21 protein-coding genes are annotated in these 22,189 nt (G+C 69.3%); 10 read left to right on the plus strand and 11 right to left on the minus strand.

The features are described 5' to 3' along the window. Window positions 1-26: 26 nt before the first annotated feature. Complete coding sequence (locus PSPA7_RS10625) at window positions 27-1,121, minus strand: 3-deoxy-7-phosphoheptulonate synthase (RefSeq protein WP_012075191.1); 1,095 nt, start codon at window positions 1,119-1,121, stop codon at window positions 27-29. A 566-nt stretch (window positions 1,122-1,687) separates the two neighbouring features. Between PSPA7_RS10625 and PSPA7_RS10630 the strand changes: the two genes are divergently transcribed. Together PSPA7_RS10630 and PSPA7_RS10635 are read left to right on the plus strand one after the other, a co-directional pair. Further along, on the plus strand, window positions 1,688-2,698 hold the full coding sequence (locus PSPA7_RS10630; RefSeq protein ID WP_012075192.1) for a magnesium chelatase ATPase subunit I: 1,011 nt from the start codon (window positions 1,688-1,690) through the stop codon (window positions 2,696-2,698). Between the two features lie 20 nt (window positions 2,699-2,718). Further along, window positions 2,719-3,363 carry a vWA domain-containing protein gene (locus PSPA7_RS10635; protein WP_012075193.1) on the plus strand — a complete coding sequence of 215 codons (645 nt, stop codon included), beginning with the start codon at window positions 2,719-2,721 and terminating at the stop codon, window positions 3,361-3,363. An 87-nt stretch (window positions 3,364-3,450) separates the two neighbouring features. On the opposite strand, the gene paaP is transcribed toward PSPA7_RS10635, so the two are convergent. Continuing rightward, window positions 3,451-5,058 carry an aminopeptidase PaaP gene (paaP, locus tag PSPA7_RS10640; protein ID WP_012075194.1) on the minus strand — a complete coding sequence of 536 codons (1,608 nt, stop codon included), beginning with the start codon at window positions 5,056-5,058 and terminating at the stop codon, window positions 3,451-3,453. A 428-nt stretch (window positions 5,059-5,486) separates the two neighbouring features. Here paaP and PSPA7_RS10645 point away from each other — a divergent pair, with 428 nt between their 5' ends. Then, the gene (locus PSPA7_RS10645; RefSeq protein WP_012075195.1) at window positions 5,487-7,016 is read left to right on the plus strand and encodes a nucleobase:cation symporter-2 family protein; all 1,530 of its coding nucleotides are present in this window, start codon (window positions 5,487-5,489) and stop codon (window positions 7,014-7,016) included. Window positions 7,017-7,070: 54 nt separating this feature from the next. Here the strand turns inward: PSPA7_RS10645 and PSPA7_RS10650 are convergent, their stop codons facing one another. After that, on the minus strand, window positions 7,071-7,319 hold the full coding sequence (locus PSPA7_RS10650) for a hypothetical protein (RefSeq protein ID WP_003150765.1): 249 nt from the start codon (window positions 7,317-7,319) through the stop codon (window positions 7,071-7,073). A 155-nt stretch (window positions 7,320-7,474) separates the two neighbouring features. Continuing rightward, window positions 7,475-8,056 (minus strand): cytochrome b, encoded by a 582-nt coding sequence (locus PSPA7_RS10655; protein WP_003150766.1) that lies wholly within the window; start codon window positions 8,054-8,056, stop codon window positions 7,475-7,477. Between the two features lie 444 nt (window positions 8,057-8,500). Here PSPA7_RS10655 and PSPA7_RS32795 point away from each other — a divergent pair, with 444 nt between their 5' ends. Beyond that, entirely contained in the window at window positions 8,501-8,632 is a 132-nt protein-coding gene (locus PSPA7_RS32795; protein ID WP_003150767.1) for a hypothetical protein, read from the plus strand. 155 nt (window positions 8,633-8,787) lie between these two features. Here PSPA7_RS32795 and PSPA7_RS10665 read toward each other — a convergent pair whose 3' ends face one another. Further along, window positions 8,788-9,717: a LysR family transcriptional regulator gene (locus PSPA7_RS10665; RefSeq protein ID WP_012075197.1), complete on the minus strand. Its 930-nt coding sequence runs from the start codon at window positions 9,715-9,717 to the stop codon at window positions 8,788-8,790. Between the two features lie 65 nt (window positions 9,718-9,782). On the opposite strand from PSPA7_RS10665, the gene PSPA7_RS10670 reads away from it, so the two are divergent. Both PSPA7_RS10670 and PSPA7_RS10675 read left to right on the plus strand, forming a co-directional pair. After that, window positions 9,783-10,397 carry a LysE family transporter gene (locus PSPA7_RS10670; protein ID WP_012075198.1) on the plus strand — a complete coding sequence of 205 codons (615 nt, stop codon included), beginning with the start codon at window positions 9,783-9,785 and terminating at the stop codon, window positions 10,395-10,397. A 121-nt stretch (window positions 10,398-10,518) separates the two neighbouring features. Next, window positions 10,519-12,030, plus strand: coding sequence for a PA2928 family protein (locus PSPA7_RS10675; RefSeq protein ID WP_012075199.1), 1,512 nt, complete (start codon window positions 10,519-10,521; stop codon window positions 12,028-12,030). A gap of 244 nt (window positions 12,031-12,274) precedes the next feature. Here the strand turns inward: PSPA7_RS10675 and PSPA7_RS10680 are convergent, their stop codons facing one another. Continuing rightward, a complete protein-coding gene (locus PSPA7_RS10680) occupies window positions 12,275-13,606 on the minus strand; it encodes an esterase/lipase family protein (protein WP_012075200.1) in 1,332 nt (443 codons plus the stop codon). A gap of 344 nt (window positions 13,607-13,950) precedes the next feature. On the opposite strand from PSPA7_RS10680, the gene PSPA7_RS10685 reads away from it, so the two are divergent. Beyond that, window positions 13,951-15,588, plus strand: coding sequence for a methyl-accepting chemotaxis protein (locus PSPA7_RS10685; protein ID WP_012075202.1), 1,638 nt, complete (start codon window positions 13,951-13,953; stop codon window positions 15,586-15,588). A gap of 15 nt (window positions 15,589-15,603) precedes the next feature. Here PSPA7_RS10685 and PSPA7_RS10690 read toward each other — a convergent pair whose 3' ends face one another. Both PSPA7_RS10690 and PSPA7_RS10695 read right to left on the minus strand, forming a co-directional pair. After that, entirely contained in the window at window positions 15,604-15,870 is a 267-nt protein-coding gene (locus PSPA7_RS10690) for a hypothetical protein (RefSeq protein ID WP_003157742.1), read from the minus strand. Between the two features lie 52 nt (window positions 15,871-15,922). Further along, entirely contained in the window at window positions 15,923-16,696 is a 774-nt protein-coding gene (locus PSPA7_RS10695) for an SDR family oxidoreductase (protein WP_012075203.1), read from the minus strand. 209 nt (window positions 16,697-16,905) lie between these two features. Here PSPA7_RS10695 and PSPA7_RS10700 point away from each other — a divergent pair, with 209 nt between their 5' ends. From PSPA7_RS10700 to PSPA7_RS10710, 3 genes are all read left to right on the plus strand, one after another. Continuing rightward, on the plus strand, window positions 16,906-17,742 hold the full coding sequence (locus PSPA7_RS10700) for an AraC family transcriptional regulator (protein ID WP_012075204.1): 837 nt from the start codon (window positions 16,906-16,908) through the stop codon (window positions 17,740-17,742). Between the two features lie 49 nt (window positions 17,743-17,791). After that, window positions 17,792-18,385, plus strand: coding sequence for a LysE family translocator (locus PSPA7_RS10705; protein WP_012075205.1), 594 nt, complete (start codon window positions 17,792-17,794; stop codon window positions 18,383-18,385). 119 nt (window positions 18,386-18,504) lie between these two features. After that, window positions 18,505-19,371 (plus strand): MBL fold metallo-hydrolase, encoded by an 867-nt coding sequence (locus PSPA7_RS10710; RefSeq protein WP_012075206.1) that lies wholly within the window; start codon window positions 18,505-18,507, stop codon window positions 19,369-19,371. Here the strand turns inward: PSPA7_RS10710 and PSPA7_RS10715 are convergent, their stop codons facing one another. From PSPA7_RS10715 to PSPA7_RS10725, 3 genes are read right to left on the minus strand one after another with little or no spacing between them, the layout of a single operon-like run. Next, the gene (locus PSPA7_RS10715) at window positions 19,372-20,403 is read right to left on the minus strand and encodes a FecCD family ABC transporter permease (RefSeq protein WP_012075207.1); all 1,032 of its coding nucleotides are present in this window, start codon (window positions 20,401-20,403) and stop codon (window positions 19,372-19,374) included. Beyond that, a complete protein-coding gene (locus tag PSPA7_RS10720; protein ID WP_012075208.1) occupies window positions 20,400-21,371 on the minus strand; it encodes an ABC transporter substrate-binding protein in 972 nt (323 codons plus the stop codon). The genes PSPA7_RS10715 and PSPA7_RS10720 overlap by 4 nt, the downstream gene beginning before the upstream one ends. Continuing rightward, on the minus strand, window positions 21,368-22,141 hold the full coding sequence (locus tag PSPA7_RS10725; protein ID WP_012075209.1) for an ABC transporter ATP-binding protein: 774 nt from the start codon (window positions 22,139-22,141) through the stop codon (window positions 21,368-21,370). The genes PSPA7_RS10720 and PSPA7_RS10725 overlap by 4 nt, the downstream gene beginning before the upstream one ends. Window positions 22,142-22,189 lie beyond the last annotated feature (48 nt).

Here is a 22,189-nt window from a genome sequence, read left to right on the forward strand (position 1 = left end):
GGAGCGGCGTGGCCGCCCCGCCAGGTTCAGGTGCCTGCCGCGAGGCGCCGGGCGGCGTCGCGGAGGATCCGCTCGGTGCCCTCCCAGCCGAGGCAGCCGTCGGTGATCGAGACGCCGTAGCGCAATTCGCCGCCGAGTGCCTGGCAGCCGTCGAACAGGTGGCTTTCCAGCATCACCCCGACCAGGTCGCTGGCGCCCGCCAGGCGCTGGTCCAGCACGCTGGCGAGGACGCCGGGCTGGTTCAGCGGGTTCTTGCCGCTGTTGGCGTGGCTGCAATCGACCATCATCCGCGTGGCGATGCCCTGGCTTTCCAGGGCCTGGCGTACGGCCTGCACCTGCTCGGGGCCATAGTTCGAACCGTGGCGGCCGCCGCGCAGCACCACATGGGTGTCCGGGTTGCCACGGGTTTCGATCAGCGCCGGGTGGCCGTGCGGGTCGAGGCCGAAATGGCGATGGCCGTGGGCCGCCGAGCGGATCGCGTCGCAGGCGATGCCGACGCCACCGTCGGTGCCGTTCTTGAAGCCCACCGGCAGACCGAGGCCGCTGACCAGTTCGCGGTGGATCTGCGATTCGCTGGTGCGCGCGCCGATCGCCGCCCAGCTCAGCAGGTCGTCGAAGTAGCCGGCGGCCAGCGGTTGCAGCAATTCGGTGGCCAGCGGCAGGCCGAGGCGCAGCATGTCCAGCATCAGTTGCCGGGACAGCCCCAGGCCGGCGGCCATGTCGTCGCTGCCATCCAGGTGCGGGTCGTAGGCGAGGCCTTTCCAGCCCACCGTGGTGCGTGGCTTTTCCACATAGGCGCGCATCACCAGCAGCAACTGGCCGTCGAGTTCGTCGCTCAGCGCGGCGAGGCGTTCGGCGTACTCGAGGGCGGAGCGGGGATCGTGGATCGAACAGGGACCGACTACCACCAGCAGGCGCGGGTCGTCGCCGTCGAGGATGGCGCGGATGGCGTCGCGGCTGGCGGCGACCTGGCTGGCCAGCTCCAGCGGCAACGGCTGGCGGGCCTTGAGTTCGAGCGCGCTGGGCAGGCGCTCCAGCGCGGTGCGGGCGGCGGCGCTGGGCAGGGCGACGGCCTGGACGTTGGGCGAAAGGGCGGTCAGTGCGGATACGGATGAATTCATGGTCTGGCTTCCTGGGCTGGCGGCGGGCGTCCCGCGCGCGTCGTGCCCTATCGAGGTGTTCGGCGATGTCGTGTCCTGGCGAGCGGCTGGCAGCCGTCGCTAAATCGCCAGGTGTTGAGCGGGTAGCCAGTGCGGTAGCGGTATGCGGTCATGATCGATGTCCTGTGCGTTCGTCTGTGGTTGTGGCCTTGTGGGCCGGGAAAACGGGCCGGAAAAACAAAACCCCCGGTCGGGGAGCCGACCGGGGGTTTGCGTGTGCAGGGTAGGCGTCCCGTATACCGTGGGCGCCGTTGGGGTATCAGGCGCCGGAGTGGCTAAACCAATACCCGAAGAAATACGCGGCACGGGGTGCCTGCGGCGCACGCGCGCGCAACGGCAGACCAGGGCGCGAGGCGCTGGAATGCAGGTGCGGATGGTGGGTGTGCGGCATGGGTTTCTCCCGTGGACGAGTCCCGAGCTTACTGCAAGCGAGGCGGCCGGTTCAACGACTGTTTCACGGTTCGATACCGGCGCCGGCGGCCTGATAGACTTGGCGGTCTGTATTTCCGTCCGTTGCAGGAATCCCCATGAGCGCTACCGTGCATTATCCCTTGTCCGCCGTGGTCGCCGCCGACGAGCTGAAGCTGGCGCTATGCCTGGCCGCGGTCGATCCGGCGATCGGCGGGGTACTGATCGAGGGGCCGCGCGGAATGGCCAAGTCGACCTTGGCGCGGGGCGTCGCCGAGCTGCTGCCGGAGGGGGAGTTCGTTACCCTGCCGCTGGGCGCCAGCGAGGAGCGCATCGTCGGCAGTCTCGATCTGGACGCCGCTCTCGGCGAGGGCCGCGCGCGGTTTTCCCCGGGCGTGCTGGCCAGGGCCGACGGCGGCGTGCTCTACGTCGACGAAGTGAACCTGCTGCCGGACCACCTGGTGGACCTGTTGCTCGACGTCGCCGCCAGCGGCGTCAACCTGGTCGAGCGCGACGGCATCTCCCACCGGCATCCGGCGCGCTTCGTGCTGATCGGCACGATGAACCCGGAGGAGGGTGAGTTGCGTCCGCAACTGCTGGACCGTTTCGGCCTCGATGTACGCCTCGACAGCCAGCCGCGGCCGGCCGAGCGCGCCGAGATCATCCGTCGCCGGCTGGCCTTCGACGCCGATCCGCAGGCCTTCGTCGCGCGCTGGGCCAGCGAACAGGAGGCACTGCGCCGCCGTTGCGCCGAGGCGCGCCGGCGGCTGGCGCGGATTCCCTTGGACGACGCGGCGCTGGACAGCATCGCCCGGCGCTGCTTCGAGGCGGCGGTCGACGGCCTGCGCGCCGACCTGGTCTGGCTGCGCGCGGCGCGCGCCCATGCGGCCTGGCGCGGCGGCGAGAGGATCGAGGCGGAGGACATCGACGCGGTGGAACATTTCGCCCTGTCGCATCGTCGCCGCCAGCAGTCACCGCCGACCTCGGCGGCGAATCCACCGCCCGCGGCGCCCCCCGCCAGCGGAGCGGCGGGTACCGCCGGTGGCGAAGGCCAGTGGGGCGAGCTGCCGGCGCAGCCGGTGGCCATGGGCGTTGCCCGCGAGCTGCCGCGCTGGGCAAAAAAGCCCTGAGCATCCGCCCGCGCTCGGTCATGGGTGCGGATGCCAGGACCAGACCCGGGGCGCTGCGCGGCGGTCGCAACGGCGCTCTCAGCCAGGGCGCGGAGGGCGCCATCCAGTGGCTGCCGACCCTGCTGCGCGGGCGCCCACGGCAACGCCGCGATCTGTTGCGGCAACCGCGGAGCCGAAGGCCCGGCGAACTCTGGCTGGTGATCGTCGACGCTTCCGCCAGCACCCGTCGGCACGGCGCCCTGGCCCAGGCCAAGGGGCTGCTGGCGAGCCTGTTCGAAGAGGCCTACCGGCAGCGCGCGCGCCTTGCCGTGCTGCATGCCACTGGCGCTCGGGCGCAATGGCTGTGGCAGGGGCAGAAGGTCTCGCGGGAGCTCCAGGACTGGCTGCAGCAGCTCGGCGCCGGCGGCGGTACGCCGCTGCTCGACGCCCTGGGCCAGGCCGCCGACTGGCTGGCGCGCCGGCAACGACAGAAGCCTGCCGAGCGGCAATGCCTGCTGCTGCTTACCGACGGCCGCCTGCGCGACTGGCCGGCCGTACCGGCGGCCGCCTGCCCGAGCCTGCTGGTCGACCTGGAAAGCGGCCCGCTGCGCCTCGGCAAGGGCGAGCGCCTGGCCCGGGAACTGGGCGCGCAGTACTTGCACATCAGCGCGCTGCAGCCCGCCTGAGAGTGCCGGCCGCCCAATGAAAAGGCCCGGCGCATGCCGGGCCTCGAGGGAGTTCTGCGCCGGCGGCCTGGCGCAGGACGGTCGCGGTTACTTGATGAAGTCGTGGCCCCAGCGCTCGATCTGGCTGGCGCTCTTCTGCATCTGCAGCGAGGACCTGGCTTTCTGTCCGGCAGCGGCGATCTCGTCGTCGACCACCTTGGTCGACAGCGACAGCCAACTGGTCACGAAGGCCATGGCATCGCTGTGGATCTCCAGGGCGTCCTGGTTGATGTTGGCGATGCCGTCGCACTTGCTGTGGTAGCACTCGTCGTAGGCCTTGCCGGCGGTGCCGCCGTACTTCTGCGCCTGTTCTTCGGTCTTCAGACCCTCGGCGCCGGTGAACAGGCCGCCGAAGGCGATGCCGCTGTTGAAGAATTCGGCGTAGTCGGAGCGGAAGTCGATCTCGGTGCCTTCCGACTGCTGGCCGCGCAGGCGGAAGTAGGCCTCGAACAGGCGCTCGATGGCGGCCGAGCCGGGCGGGCCCTGCAGGCCGAAGTCGGAGCCGTCGCCGTCATAGATGAAGTTGCCGAAGTTCGGCGAACCGATCATGTCGAAGTTCAGGTAGGCCTTGATCTTCTTCTTCTCTTCCGGTGCGAGGTTCTGCACGTAGTAGGTCGAGCCGACCAGCCCGGCTTCCTCGGCGCCCCACCAGGCGAAGCGCACCTTGTTCACCGGCAGCGCCTTGGCCAGCAGCACGGCCATTTCCAACTGAGCGGCGCTGCCCGAGCCGTTGTCGTTGATGCCGGGACCTTCGAACACCGAGTCGAGGTGCGCGCCGACCATCACCACGTTGTTCGGGTTGCCGCGCCGGGTCTCGGCGACCACGTTGTAGGTCTCGGTCTTCTTGCGTACCACGTCGACCACCAGGTGCAGCTGCAGGTCCGGGGTCTGCGACCAGGCCACGCCGTTGTCGTAGGTGGCGAAGATCACCGGGATGCCGCCCTCGTAGGATTCGCCCACGGTGACGTTCTCCAGGCCCTTGCGGTCGTCGGTATTGCCCTGGTTGAAGATGATCACCCCGGCGGCGCCGGCGGCCGCGGCGTTCTCGGCCTTCTGTTCGAAGTTGCAGGTGCCGCGCTGGATCAGCGCGATCGAGCCGGCCGGGAAGTTGGCGAAGTCTTCCGCCTCGCAGCCGCTGGTGGAGGTGTTGCCGGCGCCGAGGGACAGGTCCACCGGGACCACCTTGGCGGTGACGTCGCCGGCCTCGGTCTGCGACAGGTAGGTGAAGTCCTTCTCCCATTCGTAGGTGACCGGCTGCGGCACGGTGGCGCTCAGGCTGCCCGGGCCTTTCGGATAGTAGGCGGTGAACGGGAAGGGCTGCACCGAAACCTTGTAGCCGGCCTTCTCAAGCGTCTGCTTCACGTAGTCGACGGAGGCCTGGTAGCCCGGCGTGGCGGCGGCGCGGTTGCCGTCGTTGAGGGTGGCGATGTCCTCGAGCTTCTGCAGGCGCTTCGTCACGTTGCTCGCCTGCAAGCAGCGTGGCAGTCCGAGCGGGGTGCTGACCAGCAGCGGTGACTTGCAGATCGACGGGTTGGGTTTGCCCGGGGTCCAGAACTCGGTGAACTGTTGCGCTTCCGAGGGGGCTGCCAGGCTCGCGGCGGAGACCGACAGGGCCAGGGCGCCGAGGGCGAATCTGAGATTGTTCTTGTTGCTCATGAGACTCCGTTCCTTGTGAGGCGATTATCGATAAGCCGTTGATGGCATGGCGCTATTGCCCGTGATACGGCCTCGGGCACGGCCTGACTGGCAGACTAGGAGCGGTTTCCGGGCTGTCCCGGCGTATTTTCGAAAACGTGAAGTCGATCAACTTTTTGCAGAGGGATCGCTGATAGCTCGCTGGCGCGACAGGGTTCGGCTTTCTATCGTTATTGCCCCCCGTCGAGGGCGGGTGGCCGTTGGTCGGACGTGGGGAGGCCGGGTGGAGCGGGGTGGGCGGTCTGGCACGCGGCCCAGCGCGCGAAGCACGGACGCTGGCGACAGCGCTGTCACAAATTTGTCGAGCTTTTTGTATACATTTGTCTGGATATTTGAGGATCGAATTGTCTACAGTGTGCGCAGAACAATAAAAGCGAGAAAAGCGCACCATGAAAACCACGTCCCCCGGAACTCCTCCCGTTCCACGTCCTGAAGACGAGAACCTCGGTGTCGGCGCGAACATGGCCTACGGCCTGCAGCATGTGCTGACCATGTACGGCGGTATCGTCGCGGTCCCGCTGATCCTCGGTCAGGCGGCCGGGCTGGCGCCCGGCGACATCGGCCTGCTGATCGCCGCCTCGCTGTTCGCCGGTGGCCTGGCGACCCTCCTGCAGACCCTCGGGGTGCCGTTCTTCGGCTGCCAGCTGCCGCTGGTCCAGGGGGTCTCGTTCGCCGGCGTGGCGACCATGGTGGCGATCATCGGCAGCGGCGGCAGCGGCGGCATCCCCGCGGTGCTCGGCGCGGTGATGGCGGCCTCGCTGATAGGACTGCTGATCACGCCGGTCTTCTCGCGCATCACCAAGTTCTTCCCGCCGCTGGTGACCGGTATCGTCATCACCACCATCGGCCTGACCCTGATGCCGGTCGCCGCGCGCTGGGCGATGGGCGGCAACAGCCAGGCGCCGGACTTCGGCAGCATGGCCAACATCGGCCTGGCGGCGATCACCCTGGTCATCGTGCTGCTGCTGAGCAAACTCGGCAGCGCCTCGATCTCGCGCCTGTCGATCCTCCTGGCGATGGTCATCGGCACCGTCATCGCGGTGTTCCTCGGCATGGCCGACTTCTCCAGGGTCACCGAAGGGCCGCTGGTGGCGTTCCCCACGCCGTTCCATTTCGGCATGCCGACCTTCCACGTCGCCGCGATCATCTCGATGTGCATCGTGATCATGGTGACCCTGGTGGAAACCTCGGCGGACATCCTCGCGGTGGGCGAGATCATCGACACCAAGGTCGACTCCCAGCGCCTGGGCAACGGCCTGCGCGCGGACATGTTCTCCAGCATGCTGGCGCCGATCTTCGGTTCCTTCACCCAGAGCGCGTTCGCCCAGAACGTCGGCCTGGTCGCGGTGACCGGAATCAAGAGTCGCTACGTGGTCGCCACCGGCGGGCTGTTCCTGGTCATCCTCGGGCTGCTGCCGGTGATGGGCCGGGTGATCGCCGCGGTGCCCACCGCGGTGCTCGGCGGCGCCGGCATAGTGCTGTTCGGCACGGTCGCCGCCAGCGGCATCCGCACCCTGTCGAAGGTGGACTATCGCAACAACATGAACCTGATCATCGTCGCCACCTCGATCGGCTTCGGCATGATCCCGATCGCCGCGCCGAGCTTCTACGACCACTTCCCCAGCTGGTTCGCCACCATCTTCCATTCCGGCATCAGCTCCTCGGCGATCATGGCGATCCTGCTCAACCTGGCGTTCAACCACTTCACCGCCGGCAATTCCGACCAGCAGTCGGTGTTCGTCGCCGCCAGCGAGCGGACCCTGCGCTACCAGGACATCGCTGCGCTGCACGAGGGCGACTATTTCCTCGACGGCAAGCTGTACGACGCCCAGGGCAACGAGGTACCGCTGGCTGGCGAGGACTGCCATGGCGCGCCGCCGCGACGGCGCAGCGAAACCGTGGAAGCCGGTAGCGCCTGAGCGCCCGGCGGATGAGAAACGGCCCTCGTCGAGAGGGCCGTTCGCATTGGCGGCTCAGAACAGCGTCCGGCCCTGGTCCAGGCGTTGGTCCACCAGCCATTTGCCGTGGGCGATGGAGGCGCGCTGGGCGTTCTCCAGGTCGGCGAGAAAGGCGAAGCGCACCGGCAGCGCGATACGCTTGCTGGTGTGGCCGTCCGGGTCGGTGATGTGGCAGCCGCCAGCCCAGGGCGTGGGAATCCCAGGGTGTTCGACGACGTCGGCGGTGATGGTGTGGTCGCGGTGCTGGCAATGCAAGCTGGTCATGGCCTGTCCTCTCTGTCGGAGGCCGACCCGGCTACCTGCGCGACGCTTGCTGTTGCCACGGAGGAGCCTCGGGGCGGCGAGGTTTTACCTGCGTGTCCCTACCTCTATAGCAGATGCCCGCCGGCAGGCCGTGGCAGCCGACGAAGGGGCGGCGCTCAGGAACGCCCGCGGCGGCCAAGCATGCGTTCCAGCGTGCCGTCGCGGCGTACCCACTGGTGGTAGCCGGCGGCGATCGCGTGGAGCAGCACCACCGAGGTGCTCAGCCACAGGCCGAGCACGCGGTGAACGGCGTCGAAGGGCTTCTCGAACGCCTCCCAGCTCAGGTTCCAGGTCTGCGAAATCCAGGCGAACAGCGCGGTGTCCTTGAAGCTGGGTATCACGAACAGGCCGAAGTCGGTGGGCAGGCGGGTGCCGACGTAGCCGGTGAACGGCATCACCAGCATCAGGGCGTACAGCGACAGGTGCGCATAGTGCGCCAGGCGGTGCTCCAGTGGCGTCCCGGGGACTGCTGGCAGGCGTGGCCCGCCCAGCCGCGAGACGATCCGCGGGATCAGCAGCAGGCCGACCAGCAGGCCCAGTACCCAGTGCAGGTTGAGCACCGGCAGGCGTTGCGGGTGATCGTGGCCGAGCACCCAGATGACGAAATAGGCCAGCGCGATCGCGCCGATGAAGCAGAACGCCATGCTCCAGTGCAGCAGGCGGGTGGTCAGGCTGTAGACGGTCGCTGGATGCGTCACGGGAATGCCTCGCGGATAATGAAGGTGTGCAATCTATGAAACGTCCGGGAGCACGATCAAACGTATTTATGGATGATCGATAACGGAAAATTTAATCGAAACTTTCAAGTGTGAAGTCATTGCACCGAAACAGTGCTGGAATACACTTTTCCAGTAAGGGCGGGATAATTCCGGGCGGGATCATTGCAAGTTGATTTTTCCTTCGCCGAGGCTGTCGCACCACGCCGGGAGAGCCTGGAGGCGGCGCGCGAAGCCCCCGTGAGCATCATCGGGAAATATATTGCGTTTCTTTCCACTGACGTTTTGCCGACAGCAAGCTGACACAGATGTAATTGAACTTGATTGCTTCATCTCTATAGTCTTTGAACACTTCGCCGTGCACTTGAAAGGACGGCAGCTACATATCCTGCGTCTTTTCCCCCATGACGGTTTCCCGAGGTGAGCATGAGTAGTGAGCACGATGGCAAGGACCAGAGTGACCTGTTTTCGCCGTTGCCTTACCTGCTGGGTTCCGGCGCTGTCGTGCTCATGACCCTGCTGCTGCGCTGCCTGTTCTGCCCGGGCGAGCAGTTCTGAGCGCCGATTCTGGAATCGCCCATGCCGCCACGAGCGCGCCACCGGCGAGGGTCATGCTCGGTATCTTCAGACCGATCTTCGCCAGTTTGGCGTCCTGGCCGGTATTGCTGACGGCGGTCGAGCGGTCGCTGCGCGCCTGGCCCTGAGCGCTGCGGTCAGGCCGCCGCGCTGCGCCGCAGCCAGTCCAGCAGCAGCGTGGCCGGTTCACCGTCTCGCAGCGGCCGCGGGCTCAGCAGGTGATAGCTGCTGCCGTCGGCGAGGAACCCCAGCGGCGCCGCCAGCAGGCCGGCGGCGAGGTCGTCGCGCACCAGCTGCCAGGGGCCGATGGCCACGCCGAGCCCGGCGGCGGCGGCCTGCAGGCTCAGGTAGAAGTGCTCGAAGCGCTGGCCCGCGGCGCTGGCGGGAGCCTGTCCGGCGAGCCCGGTCCAGGTGTCCCAGGCCTGGGCGCGGCTCGCCGTGTGCAGGCGCGGAGCCTCGGGCTTCAGCTGTGGCGCGCCGGCCTTGCCGGCCTGGATGTGCCGGGTGGCGTCGCCGGCCCGGCAGACCGGCCCGACCTGCTCGTCGAACAGCCAGTGGGCGTGGCTGCCGGGCGGCCAGGGGAAGTCGTTGCGGCGGATCGCCAGGTCGATGCCGCGGCCGAAGGCGAACGGCCCGCCGCCGGCGACCAGCTGGATCGACAGCGGCGGCTGTTCCGCCATGAACCCGGCGATCCGCGGGATCAGCCAGCGCATAAGCAGGGTCGGCTCGCAGGACAGCACCAGGGCCGTGGGTCCGGCCTCGGCGCGCAGGGCGTCGCTGGTGCGCTCGATCAGGTCGAGGGCCTGGCCGGTGCCGTCGAGCAGGCGGCGCCCGGCCGCGCTGAGGAACACCCGCTGGCCGCGCCGCTCGAACAGCGCGCAGCCGAACTCCTCTTCGAGACTCCGTACCGCGCGGCTGATCGCACCATGGGTCAGGCACAGGGCCTCGGCGGCCCGGGAAAAATTCTCCAGGCGGGCGGCGGCCTCGAAGCAACGCAGGGCGTTCAGCGAGGGTAGGCGACGGCGTCTGAATTGTGAGTTCTCCTCACCATGATTGTCAGTATTCATCGTTCTCGCTCGGCGCTGGATACAGGTAAATTGCGCCATCCATTCTACCTTGGAGCCTTCCTGGCATGACAGAGCTGATAGCTTTCCTGACCATTACCGTACTCGCGGTGATCAGCCCCGGCGCCGATTTCGCCATGGTCTCGCGCAACAGCCTGCTGTATTCCCGCCGCGCCGGCCTGCTTACCGCGCTGGGCATCGGCGCGGGAGTGACGGTACATGTCGGCTACAGCATCCTCGGCGTCGGTATGCTAGTGCGCGAGTCGCTGGCGCTGTTCACCGCGTTGAAGCTGGCGGGCGCGGCCTACCTGGTGTTCCTCGGCCTGCGCATGCTGCTGGCGCGGGAGGTCGCGGTGGCGGACGAGGTGGCGGGCGGCGCCGGGGTTTCGTCCTGGGCGATGCTGCGCGGCGGCTTCCTGACCAATGCGCTCAATCCGAAGACCTGCCTGTTCGTGGTCAGCCTGTTCATGCAGGTGATCGATCCGCATAGCGTCCTGCCTGCGCAACTGGGCTACGGCGCCTTCATCGTCGCTGCCCACCTGGCCTGGTTCGGCCTGGTCGCCTGCTTCCTTTCCAGCCCGCCGGTCCGCGCCCGGCTGGTACGTTTCCGCCGGCGCATCGACCAGTTCTTCGGCGCCCTGCTGGTGGGCTTCGGCGTGTTGCTGGGGACGAAGAGTTCGTGAGCGCGCGCCACTGATGGCCGCCTGCCGCCTTTGAGCCGGGCCCGGCGGCTCCCTACAATGCGTCATTCATGCCGTCGCCGCTGCGCGACGGTCCCAGGAGTCCGGGACGCACGGGAGTTGCATGGACAAGGGAGCGAAGTTGTTCGCCGTCTTCTGGGTGGTGCTCGGCCTGGGCCTGGTGGTCGGCCTGCCGGTAGGCATCCATTTCATTCTCGGCCAGTACGACGATGCCCGTTTCAGCGGGCCGCAACTGGCGTTCGAAGAGCAGGGGCGCGCCTACCTGGCATTCACTCTCGACGAGTACCGGGCCGACGAAGTGGACAATGGCGTGGTCCACGGCAGCAGCCGGGTCTACGCCCAGGTGGTCGACCTCGCGGACGGCCGCCTGCGCTGGAGCACGCGACTGGACGCCGACAACGCGCGCGGCGACGACTGGGGCGCGGGTGAACTGCTCGGGCAATCGTCGCGCTACCTGTTCTACCTGCGCAACGCGCTCTACGTGCTCGACCGGCGCAGCGGCGAGCCGGTGCTGGCGTTCGACGAGCTGGAGCGGCGCACTGGAGGCCTGCCGTTGAAGTCGGCGCCCTGGGGGAAGGACGCCTATCGTTACGACCAAGGCCGGGGCGGATTGCTGATGCTCGCCCTGGACGGCCGCGTCTGGTTCCTCGACGGTGACAGCCTGGCCCTGCGCGAAGCCCCGGAGGTGGATGCGGCGCGGTACTTCCATGGCGACCCGCCGGCGCCAGCGGGCTCCGGGATCGCCTGGCAGGCGCCGGGCCTGGCGCGACTGCCCGACGGGCGCCTGCTGGTCTTCGCCAGCGACCACGAGGCCCGCGCCCTGGAACGCGGCGAGGCGCTGCCGGCGGCGAACGAACGGCTGCGGCGCCAGCGCCTGCAGCTCGGCACGCTGGATTGGCGCTCGCCTGCCGGCAACCGGCTGACACCCTTGCTCGACACGGCTTTCCTGCGGGCCGGGCTGTTGCCGGATCCGGACTCCGCCGAAGCGGTGGCGAAGCTGTTCGACGAACCCGCCGAGCGCGAGCGCCAGCGCCCGCACCTGCCGCCCGAGCCGCAGCCGCCGGCGGAGTTCGACGAACGGCTGGAGCGCTTCCCCGGCCCCCGCGCGTTCCTCGCCGCACGCGACGCCTATCGCCAGGAACGGCGACGCTGGATCGCCGCGCACGAGGCCTGGCGCGACCGCGTCGCCGCCCTCGAGGCGGCGGCGGACGCCGAGTATCGGCGCCGCCGCGACGAGCAGGCGCGCGAGCAGGCGCTGTATCGCCGCTATGCCCAGGCGCTGCCCGGCGGCGCTTCCGGACTGGCGCGGCGGCCCTGGCAGGTGGATGGCAACTGGCTGGTGGTGCACCGGCGCAGCCTGGCCGAACGCAGCGAGCTGCTGCTCAGTTCGGTCTCCGCCGGGGGCCACCTGAACTGGACCCTGGAACTGCCCGTCGAGTACCCCGAACGGTTGTTCCGGCTGGACGGGGAGAACCTGCTTCTCAGCGGGCGCGCAGAAGATGGTGGACGCGTGCTGCGGGTCGACTTGCGCCGCGGCGCTGGCGTCGCCCATCGCCTCGCGCGCGGCGCCGGCGCGCCGTTGCGGCGGATCGAATGGCCAGAGGCAAGGCCATGAACGCGGGCCAGCGGCGCACACGAGGCATCTTCGTCGAACAGGCGTAGCAGCGCGGCGACCGCCGGCGAGGGCGCGCCGCGCGCCTGCTCAGGTGCTTCGAGCCGCTGCAGGCGCGGCGGCGGGGCGAGCAGTACCTGCTCGGCGATTTCGGCGTGGCCGATGCCTATCCGTTCAGTGTGCTGCGCGGACGCCATGCTTCGCCATCGAGCCACGCCGCTGGCCGGCGCTGGCGCAGGGCGGTTGGTCAGGCGTCCTTGAGGAGGAACACCCGGCCGTCCACCAGGCGGGTCAGGCGGATGCGCAGCAGCAGGGTCTGGTGGGCGGCGAAGAACTCCCCGAGGCGCTCACGCGGAACGCCCAGGCCCTCGCTGTCGCCGGGACCCACCGCGCTGTAGCCGACCGGTTGGCGCGGCGGGTCGAACAGCGGCTGGGCGGAGACGCTGAGCGACAGGCTGTCCACGGCGAAACCGGCGAGCAGTTCGTCGAGGGCCTGCACCGACAGATGGATCGAACGGTACGCAGGGTTGTCCTCGTAGGGGTGGACATCGGCGATCACCCGTTCGTAGAAGCGCTGTTCGAAACGCCGGTCGCTGTTCAGCTTGCGGAAGAACTGGATGAAATAGTCGTGCACTTCCTGGCCGAGGTCGTCGCAGACGTGACTGACCAGGTTCAGGTAGCGCGGCGAGCGCTCGGCGATGCCCGGATCGAACTGGTCGATGCGGCGCTGCCAGGGGAAGCTTCCGGCGGACGTCTTGTAGTCGGCGTCCTCGACTTCCAGGGCGGCGCGGATCAGTTCCAGGCTGAGCGGATTCTTCGGTCCGCGGTCCTTGAGCGCCAGGGTGGAATGATTCTCGCCGTCGAGGATCGCGAAGGCGATCTCGCCACGCGAGCGTTCCAGGCTCCAACCGGGCCTGGCGCGCTGGCGCACGTCCAGCTCCAGGGTCAGGCGGCGGGCGTTGAGGTTGGCGGTGGAGATGCGCACCGTGCCGTCGCCACCGGCTTCGTTGGCGATGGCCTCCACGCCGTTGTAGCCGACGTTGCCCACCAGCACCGTGGCGAGCAGGCGGCCGGCGCCGTACCAGCTCTCGGCGGCGAACAGGTCGCGCTCGGCGAGAGTCCAGGAGTACGGCGAGCCGAGTTCCAGGCCCTTGAGCACCTGGGTGCCGGTCTGGCCGACGAAGCGGTTCCAGCCTTTCAGCACGCGGCCGATGAAGGAGCGCCCCTTGTGCGCCAGCGGCGAGCCGAAGTTGGCCGGGGCGAGCATCAGCAAGCGCTTGACCGGCGCGCTGGCCGGGGTGAAGCGGCGGGTCAGCCAGTCGCGCAGGACCAGCGCGCCGGCGCTGTGCACCACCACGTCCACGCTGCGCGGCGCCCGCGACAGGCCACTGGCGGTCCAGGCGCGGTCGAGGGCGGTGGCGAGATCGGCGTAGGTGACGTCATCCTGCAGGGAAACCCAGTCGGCCAGGCGGATCTGCGTCGGCGCGCTGCCGAACCAGGCCTCGAGTTGCTCGGCGAGGCGGCGGAACGACTTCGAATCGTCGCTCCAGCCGTGGACGATGACGATCGAACGGGGCATGTCGAGAGTTCTCCGGCGCGGCTCCTGCGGACTATAGTTCAGCGCTCGCAGCCGCGTGGCGCGACCTGTGAAAACATCCAGGATGCGCCTGCCGGTCCTGGAGGACGCATGCCGCCGTCGACGCTTCGCATCCGCCCGGGTCGCCGGGCCGACCTCGCCGGCCTGCTGGCCATCGACCCGCTCGCCCGCGAGCAGGCCGGGCGCCGCGCATTCCTCGGCGGACGCCTTGGCCAGGGCGAATGCCCGCTGGCCGAAGCGCCGTGGCGGGCTATCGTCAGGAGAGGCCGGCTCAAGTTTGTCCGGCCGGCAACGATAGCCTGGGAAGCCCTGTCGAGGATGACGACATGCCGCAATGGTTCGCCGATCTCTCGTTTCGCAGAAAGATCGCCCTGCCGATCCTTCTGCTTGCCGTTCTGCTGTTGCTGGTGGGTGCGCTCGCCGTACACGGCCTCGCTCAATTGAATGAGTCCAACCAGCGCCTGGGCAAGCGTTTCCTTCCCGGCATCGCCCTGCTGCTGAATGCCGACCGCGACCTGTACCAGGCCTTCGTCGCCGAGCGCAGCCTGCTCGCCGGCCACCTGGCCCCCGAGCAGGTGGCAGGGTTGCGCGGCGACCATGCGGAGAACCTGCAGCAGGCGCTGGACCGGGTCCGCCAGTACGCGGCCATGCAGCCGGGCGAGGCGGCCCAGGCCAAGGTGGCCGAGTTCGAGCGGGGCTATGCCCTCTGGAGCGCGACCTCGGCGCGGGTGCTGGCGCTGGCGGCCAGTGACCCGGCCGCTGCCGCGCAGCTCAGCTACGGCGACAGCGACCGGCAGTTCGGCGCCATGCGCGAAGCGATCGATCAGCTCGACGGGATGGAGGAGACGGCCGCGACCGGCGAAGGCGCCGCGGCCGCCGCGCTGGGCGAGCGCCACCGCTGGCAGCAGATGGCGCTGGTGGCGTTCGGCCTGCTGGTGTGCCTGTCGCTGGTGCTGGTGTTCCCCGGCCTGGTGACCCGCCCGCTGCAGCGGCTGTTGCAGCGCCTGGAGGAAATCGCCAACGGTGATGGCGACCTGCGGGTGCGCCTGGAGGTCGTCTCGCGCGACGAGCCCGGGCGTCTCGGCAGCGCCTTCAACGCCTTTCTCGACAAGTTGCAGCCGCTGATCCGCGAGGTCGGTCGGGTCACCGGCGAGGTGGCCGGCTCGGCCGGTTCGCTGGCCGGCATGACCGCCGCCAACGATCGCCTGATCAGCAGCGAACACAGCGCGGTGGACCAGGTCAGTACCGCCGCCACGCAGATGAGCGCGGCGGTCCACGAAGTGGCGCGCAACGCCCAGAGCGCCGCCCAGGTGGCCCATGAGGCGCTCGAACAGGCGCGGCAGGGGGCCGGTGTGGTGGAGGCGACCATCGAGGCGATTCGTCAATTGGCGCGCGAGGTGGAGAGCAGTTCCGAGAGCATCGAGCAACTGGCCCAGGAAACCGCCAGCATCGACGCGGTGCTGACGGTGATCAAGGGCATCGCCGAGCAGACCAACCTGCTCGCTCTCAACGCGGCGATCGAGGCCGCGCGGGCCGGCGAGCAGGGGCGCGGTTTCGCCGTGGTCGCCGATGAGGTGCGGGCGCTGGCGGCGCGCACCCAGGACTCGACCAAGGATATCCAGGCGCGCATCGAGCGCCTCCAGTCCGGAGTGCGCAACGCGGTACGCGCCATGCAGTCGGGCAGCCTGAAGGCGCGCGACAGCGTCGAACGCGCCGCCGGCGTCGACGGCGTGCTGGCCGCCACCGGCGAGGCGGTGGGGCGGATCAACGACCTCGCCGCGCAGATCGCCTCGGCCTGCGAGGAGCAAAGCCGGGTGATCGACGACATCGCGCGCAACATCAGCGACGTCCGCGAACTCTCCGCCCAGGCAGCGGAACACTCCGAGCAGGGCACCGGCGCCAGCCGCCGGCTGTCCGAACTGTCCTCGGAGCTGGCGCGGCTGGTCGGGCGTTTCCGCGTCTGAGCCGCCGCTGCCGCTTCAGCGCGGCAGCAGCCAGAGCAGCATGCCGGCCAGCGCAGCCGGCAGCGCGAAGACCAGCAGCAGGATCGGCAATTCTTCCTGCAGGCCGTAGCCTGCGTGGCGCACACCGATCCACAGGTTGACCAGGGCCACGCCCAGCCAGACAGGGACGAACAGCGTCGCGGCCAGGCCCAGGCTGGCCGGATCGCCACCCCAGAGCTTGCCGAACAGCAGGAACAGGCCGAGCAGGACGATGCCGCCGGCGATCACCAGGGTCACGTGCATGGGGGTTCCCGTTGGCAGGCGGCGGCCGCCGCGTTGGCGGCCGCTGCGCGGCTCACTTGGTGGTGTAGCCGCCGTTGATGAGGATGGTCTGGCCGGTGATCCACCAGCCGTCGCTGACCAGGTGGCGGATGAACGGCACCACGTCCTCGATATCGGTCAGGCCGGTCCTGGAGAACGGCGACAGCGCCGCGGCGGTCTTGTGGTAGGCCACCGCGTCGGCGCCTTCGGCGGGGTAGAAGAACGGCGTGTCCATCGGTCCCGGGCCGACCGCGGTGACCGAGATGCCGCGCGCGCCGAACTCCTTGGAGGCGGCACGGGTGAAGTGCTCGACCGGCGCCTTGGTGCCAGCGTAGGCGGCGTAGTAAGGGGTATAGGCGCCGAGCAGGGAGGTCACCAGGGTGCAGATCTTGCCGTTGTCGTTGACATGCTTGCCGGCCTCGCGCAGGAAGAAGAACGCCGACTTGGCGTTGACCGCGGACATCTCGTCGTACTCGGCTTCGCTGATTTCGGTGAAGGGCTTCTTCAGCACCTTGCCCACGGTATTGATCGCGATGTCCGGCTTGCCGACCGCGGCCATGGTGTCGGCGAACAGCCTTTCCATGGCCGCCGCGCTGGTGAGGTCGCCCTGCAGGGCCACGGCCTTGGCGCCGGCGGCCTGCAGCGCGGCGACGGTGGCGTCGGCATCGGCCTTGCTCGCCGCGCTGTTGTAATGGATGGCGATAGCCTTCGCGCCGTGGCTAGCGAGATCGCGGGCGATCAGCCCACCCAGGTTCTTGGCGCCGCCGGTGATGAGGACGGTCTTGCCCTTGATGGAGTGGTCGGCCATGAGGTGTTTCTCCTACGGTGAGTGGAGAAAACAGTGTAGGTAGCGCTGCCTGCGGGATTAATCAGGGCGGCCTGGATAGATTGTCCAGAAACGCCGATCAATTGCCGTCCGCGCTGGACAGTGCCGGCTGCACGAATCTTCTAGAACGCCAGTCCAGGCACGTTATAGTCGCGACGATGAACTGTTCCACGGGAAAATGCCGACGCACGATGGGAAGCCGAGACTGGATCGACCTGGCCCGCGACGCCGAGACCGGGATCGAGACCCTGCGCGCCCATTTCGAGGGCCATGCCTACGATCCGCACTGGCACGACAGCTACCTGATCGGCTACACCGAGATCGGCGTGCAGCAATTCAACTGTCGCCGTCGGCGCCACGACAGCACCGCCGGCCAGGTATTCCTGGTCGAGCCGGGGGAGATCCACGACGGTCGTGCGCCGAGCGCCGGCGGCTTCACCTATTCGATGCTGTACCTGCAGCCGGACTGGCTGCGGCGCGAACTGCAGGCGACCTTCGCCGATGCGCCCGGCGACCGCGATCCCGGCTTCCACGCCAATCTCACCGAAGATCCGCGCCTGACCCTGGCCATCGCCCAGGCTTTCCGCGTCCTGCATGGCCGCGAATTGCGGCTGCTGCGGCAGACCGCCCTGGAACTGGTGCTGGAACGGCTGCGCGTCCACCTCGGCTGGCGCGAGGCGAAGCCGTTCGATCCGCGCCTGCCGCTGGTGGCGCAGAAAGCCCGCGACTACCTGCACGCGCACTTCTACCAGGACATCGGCCTGGACGAGCTGGCCAGCGCCTGCGGTACCGACCGCTTCCGCCTGAACCGTGCATTCAAGGCCGCCTACGGCTTGCCGCCCTACGCCTACCTGGTCCAGCTGCGCCTGGCCAGGGCGCGGCAGATGCTCGCTGTCGGCGGGCAACCGGCGGACCTCGCCAGTGCCCTCGGCTTCGCCGACCAGAGCCATCTCGGGCGCTGGTTCCGCCGTGCCTACGGGATGACCCCGGCGGCCTACCGCCGGCAATGCACCCAGCTTCCAGACTGAGAGCCGGCGGGCCGCCAGGATGAGGGCTCCCCCTCAATGGAGCCCGCCCATGCAATCCCTCGTTCCCTTCCTGCTGTTCGCCGTCGTCGCCTCGATCACCCCGGGGCCGACCAATATCCTGGTCCTGAGCAACAGCCAGCGCTACGGCCTGGCCGCTACCTGGCCGATCGTGATCGGTGCCTGCGCGGCGGTGGCGGCGCTGATCCTGCTGCTCGGGCTGGGCCCGGGCGAGTTGCTGCGGCGCCACCCATTGGCCCGGCAGGGGCTCGCCTGGCTGGGCGTGGCCTGGCTCAGCTACCTGGCCTGGAGTCTGTTCCGCGCCGCCGGCGGCATCGACGACGCGAAAGCGCCACGGCGCCTCGGCGTGCTCGGCGGCGCGGCGCTGCAACTGGTCAACCCCAAGGCCTGGATGATGGCCCTGGCCGCGCTGGCGCTGTTCGCCGGCGAGGGCGCCGGACAGGCCGGGCGGATCGGCCTGCTGGCGCTGCTGTTCTTCCTGGTCTCGCTGCCGTGCCTGGCCAGCTGGGCCTTGCTCGGCGTCGGCAGCGCGCGGCTGCTGCGCTCGCCGTCGCTGATGAAACGCTTCAACCAGGGCATGGCGCTGGTGCTGCTGGCCTCGGCCTGGGCCGCGCTGCTGCTGTGAACCGATCCGGTAGCTTCCTGACAAACCTCTGGGTTGGTACGCGGGGCCCGGGTTGGCTATGGTGGGACGATCCGTAGCCATGGCGCGGCCGCCGTCAGGACGCCGCGCAAGGAACTCCCATGTTGAAACCCGACATCACCGCCTTCTTCGACCCGGCCACCTCCACCTACAGCTACGTGGTGCGCGACCCGTCCAGCCGCGCCTGCGCCATCCTCGACCCGGTGCTGGACTACGACCCGGCTGCCGGGCGCACCAGCCATGCCAGCGCCGAACGCCTGATCGCCTACGTTCGCCAGCACGACCTGCAGGTGCAATGGCTGCTGGAGACCCACGTGCACGCCGACCACCTGTCGGCGGCCATCTTCCTGCAGCGCGAGCTGGGAGGGCGCCTGGCCATCGGCGCGCGAATCACCCAGGTGCAGGCGAAATTCTCCGGCCTGTTCAACCTCGGCGAGGCTTTCCCGGTGGACGGCCGCCAGTTCGAGCACCTGTTCGAGGACGGCGAGTCGTTCCGCATCGGCGCCCTGGAATGCCGCGCGCTGCATACCCCGGGGCATACCCCGGCGTGCATGACCTACCTGGTCGGCGACAGCGCCTTCGTCGGCGATACCCTGTTCATGCCCGACTACGGCACCGCCCGCTGCGACTTCCCCGGCGGCGACGCGCGCCAGTTGTATCGCTCGATCCAGCGCCTGTTCGCGCTGCCCGACGCGACCCGCCTGTTCATGTGCCACGACTACACGGCGCCCGGCCGCGACGAGCACCGCTGCGAAACCAGCGTCGGCGAGCAGCGCCGGCACAACGTGCACGTCCGCGAAGGCGTCGACGAGGAGGCGTTCGTCGCCATGCGCCAGCAGCGCGATGCCAGCCTCGGCATGCCGACCCTGATGCTGCCGGCGATCCAGGTCAACATGCGCGGCGGCAACCTGCCGCCGGTGGAAGGCAACGGGGTGCGTTACCTGAAGATCCCGCTGGATCTGTTCTGATCAGCTGCGGCGCCGCAGCAGGAGAATGAAGAACAGCCCGCCGATGGCCGCGGTGGCGATGCCGATGGGCAGGTCCTGGGGGGCGATCAGGGTGCGCGCGGCGACATCCATCCAGACCAGGAACAGCGCGCCGAGCAGGGCGCACACCGGCAGCAGCCGGCGGTGCTCGGCACCCACCAGCAGGCGCGCGGCGTGCGGCAGCATGAGACCGACGAAGCCGATCGCGCCACTCACCGAGACCAGCACGCCGGTCAGCAGCGAGCAGCAGACGAAGACCCACAGGCGTACGCGGCGGGCGTCCAGGCCGAGGGTCACGGCGGTCTGTTCGCCGGCCATCAGCGCGTTCAGCGCGCGGCCCAGGCCGAGTAGCAGCAGAAGGCCGCCGGCCACGCACAGCGCCGGCAGCCAGATCAGCGACCAGCGCGCCAGGCCGAGGCCGCCGAGCATCCAGAACAGTACCGAGGAGGCGGCGCGGTGGTCGCCGAGGAACAGCAGCAGATTGGCCAGCGCCAGCAGCACGAAGGACACCGCGACCCCCGCCAGCAACAGCCGCTCGCGGCCCAGGCGGCCGCCGCGGCTGGCCACGCCGAGCACCAGCAGCATGCTGCCGAGGGCGCCGAGGAAGGCCGCCAGCGGCAGGGTCAGCAGGCCGATCACCTCGCCGATGTAGAGCACGACCAGCACCGCACCGAGGGTCGCGCCGGAGGTGGCGCCGAGCAGGTGCGGATCGGCCAGGGGATTGCGCGTGACCGCCTGCAGCGCCGCGCCGACCAACGCCAGGCCGGCGCCGACGCAGGCGCCGAGCAATACCCGCGGGGCGCGGATCAGCCAGACGATATGCTCCTGGCCGGCACTCCAGGCGCCGGGCTCCGCGGCCACGCCGAACAGGCGCTGGAGGACGATGCGGCCGACCAGGCCGCTGTCCAGTCGCGCCGGGCCGAAGCCGAGGGCGACCACGCAGGACAGGCCGAGCAGCAGGGCCAGGCCGGCCAGCAAGAGGAAATAGGCGCGCGGGCTGCGGAACAGGGTCATGGACGTGGCGCCCGAGGGTGGAAGCCGGCGACCAGGGTCTCGATCGCCGCGGCGTTGCCGATGCCCGGCGTGGCCTGGTTATAGGGCAGGACGATGAAGCGTCGCTCGCGGATCGCGGTCAGGCTGCGCAGCGCCGGGTTGTCTTCGAGGAAGCGCTGCTTCTGCGCGGCGCTGGTCTCGCCGTAGTCGACGATGACGATCACCTGCGGATCGCGGGCGACCACGCTTTCCCAGTTGACCTGGGTCCAACTGGCCGCCACGTCGTCGGTCACGCTGCGACCGCCGGCGGCCTCGATCAGCGCCTGCGGCATGCCCAGGCGGCCAGAGGTGAAGGGGCGGTCCTCGCCGCTGTCGTAGAGGAATACCCGCGGCGCCTCGGCGTTCGCCGGGATGCCGGCGCGGGCGCGCTCGATGCGTGCCTGGAGGCTGGCGATCAGGCGCTCGGCGCGCGGTTCGACGTCGAAGATCCGCCCCAGGTTGCGCAGGTCGCGGAACAGCTCGTCGAGGCTGGCGCGGCGCGGCTCGCCGATCTGCGCGCAGGATTCGCTCAGCTCGTAGACCTTCACCCCCAGCGGCTCCAGGCTGGCCGGGGTGAGGTCGCCGCCGACGCGCATGCCGTAGCCCCAGCCGGCGAAGAAGAAGTCGGCGTCGACATCGAGCAGGGTTTCCGCCGTGGGGTAGCGCGCCACCAGCTCGGGCAGCGGCTTGAGCGCGGCGATCAGTCCGGGATCGGCATTCTTCCACCAGCCGCTGATGCCGGTATAGCCGACCATGCGCGTCTGCAGGCCGAGGGCGACCATCATCTCGGTGAGGTTGATGTCGTGGCTGACCGCGCGCGACGGCGCCCGCTCGAAAGTCACCTCGCGCTCGCAACTGCGCACGCTGAGCGGATAGTGGTCGGCCAGGGCGGCATCGGCGCAGGCGAGCAGGACGCCCGGCAGCAGGTGGCGCAGGAGTGCGTGCTTCATGCTTGGGTAATCCAGGTCAGGCGCGGGTGGTCGGCAAGGGGGTGGCGGTCGACCAGGGCGCGGACGCCGAACACCCGCCACAGCAGGTCGGCGTCGAGTACCTCGGCCGGCGTACCCTGGGCGACGATGCAGCCGCCGTCGAGCACGTAGAGGCGATCGCAGAAGGCCGCCGCCAGGTTGAGATCGTGGAAGCTCGCCAGGGTACTCAGGCCGAGGCCGCGCAGCAGGCGCAGGAGTTCCAGCTGGTAGCGCGGGTCGAGGTGGTTGGTCGGTTCGTCGAGGATCAGCAGGCGCGGCTCCTGGACCAGCGCGCGGGCCAGCAGGGTGCGCTGCTTCTCGCCACCGGAGAGGCTGGCGAAGGGGCTCGCGGCGCGCCCTTCGAGACCGACCGCGAGCAGTGCCCGCTCGACTCGCCGACGGTCGTCCGCGCCGTGGCCGTCGAACAGGCCCTGGTGCGGCGTGCGGCCCATGGCGACCACGTCGTCGACGGCGAGGCCGAAGTCCTCGGGGAATTCCTGCAACACCACCGCGATGCGCCGGGCGGCCCAGCGCGGTGGCTGGCGCCAGAGGTCGTCGCCGTCGAGCACCACCCGGCCGCGCTGCGGTCGCGCATAGCGGAAGGCGCAGCGCAGCACACTGGTCTTGCCGCTGCCGTTGGGGCCGATCAGGCCGACGAAACTGCCGGCCGGGACTTCCAGGTGCACGCCGCGCAGCAACTCGGTGGAGGCGTCGGGTGACCAGTGCAGGGCATCGAGGTGAAGGGACGACATGGCTACTCGCAGGTCCGGTGGTTCAGCAGAGACGATTGCCGCGGCGCC

This window comes from Pseudomonas paraeruginosa PA7 (genome assembly GCF_000017205.1).
Classification (GTDB): Bacteria; Pseudomonadota; Gammaproteobacteria; order Pseudomonadales; family Pseudomonadaceae; genus Pseudomonas; species Pseudomonas paraeruginosa.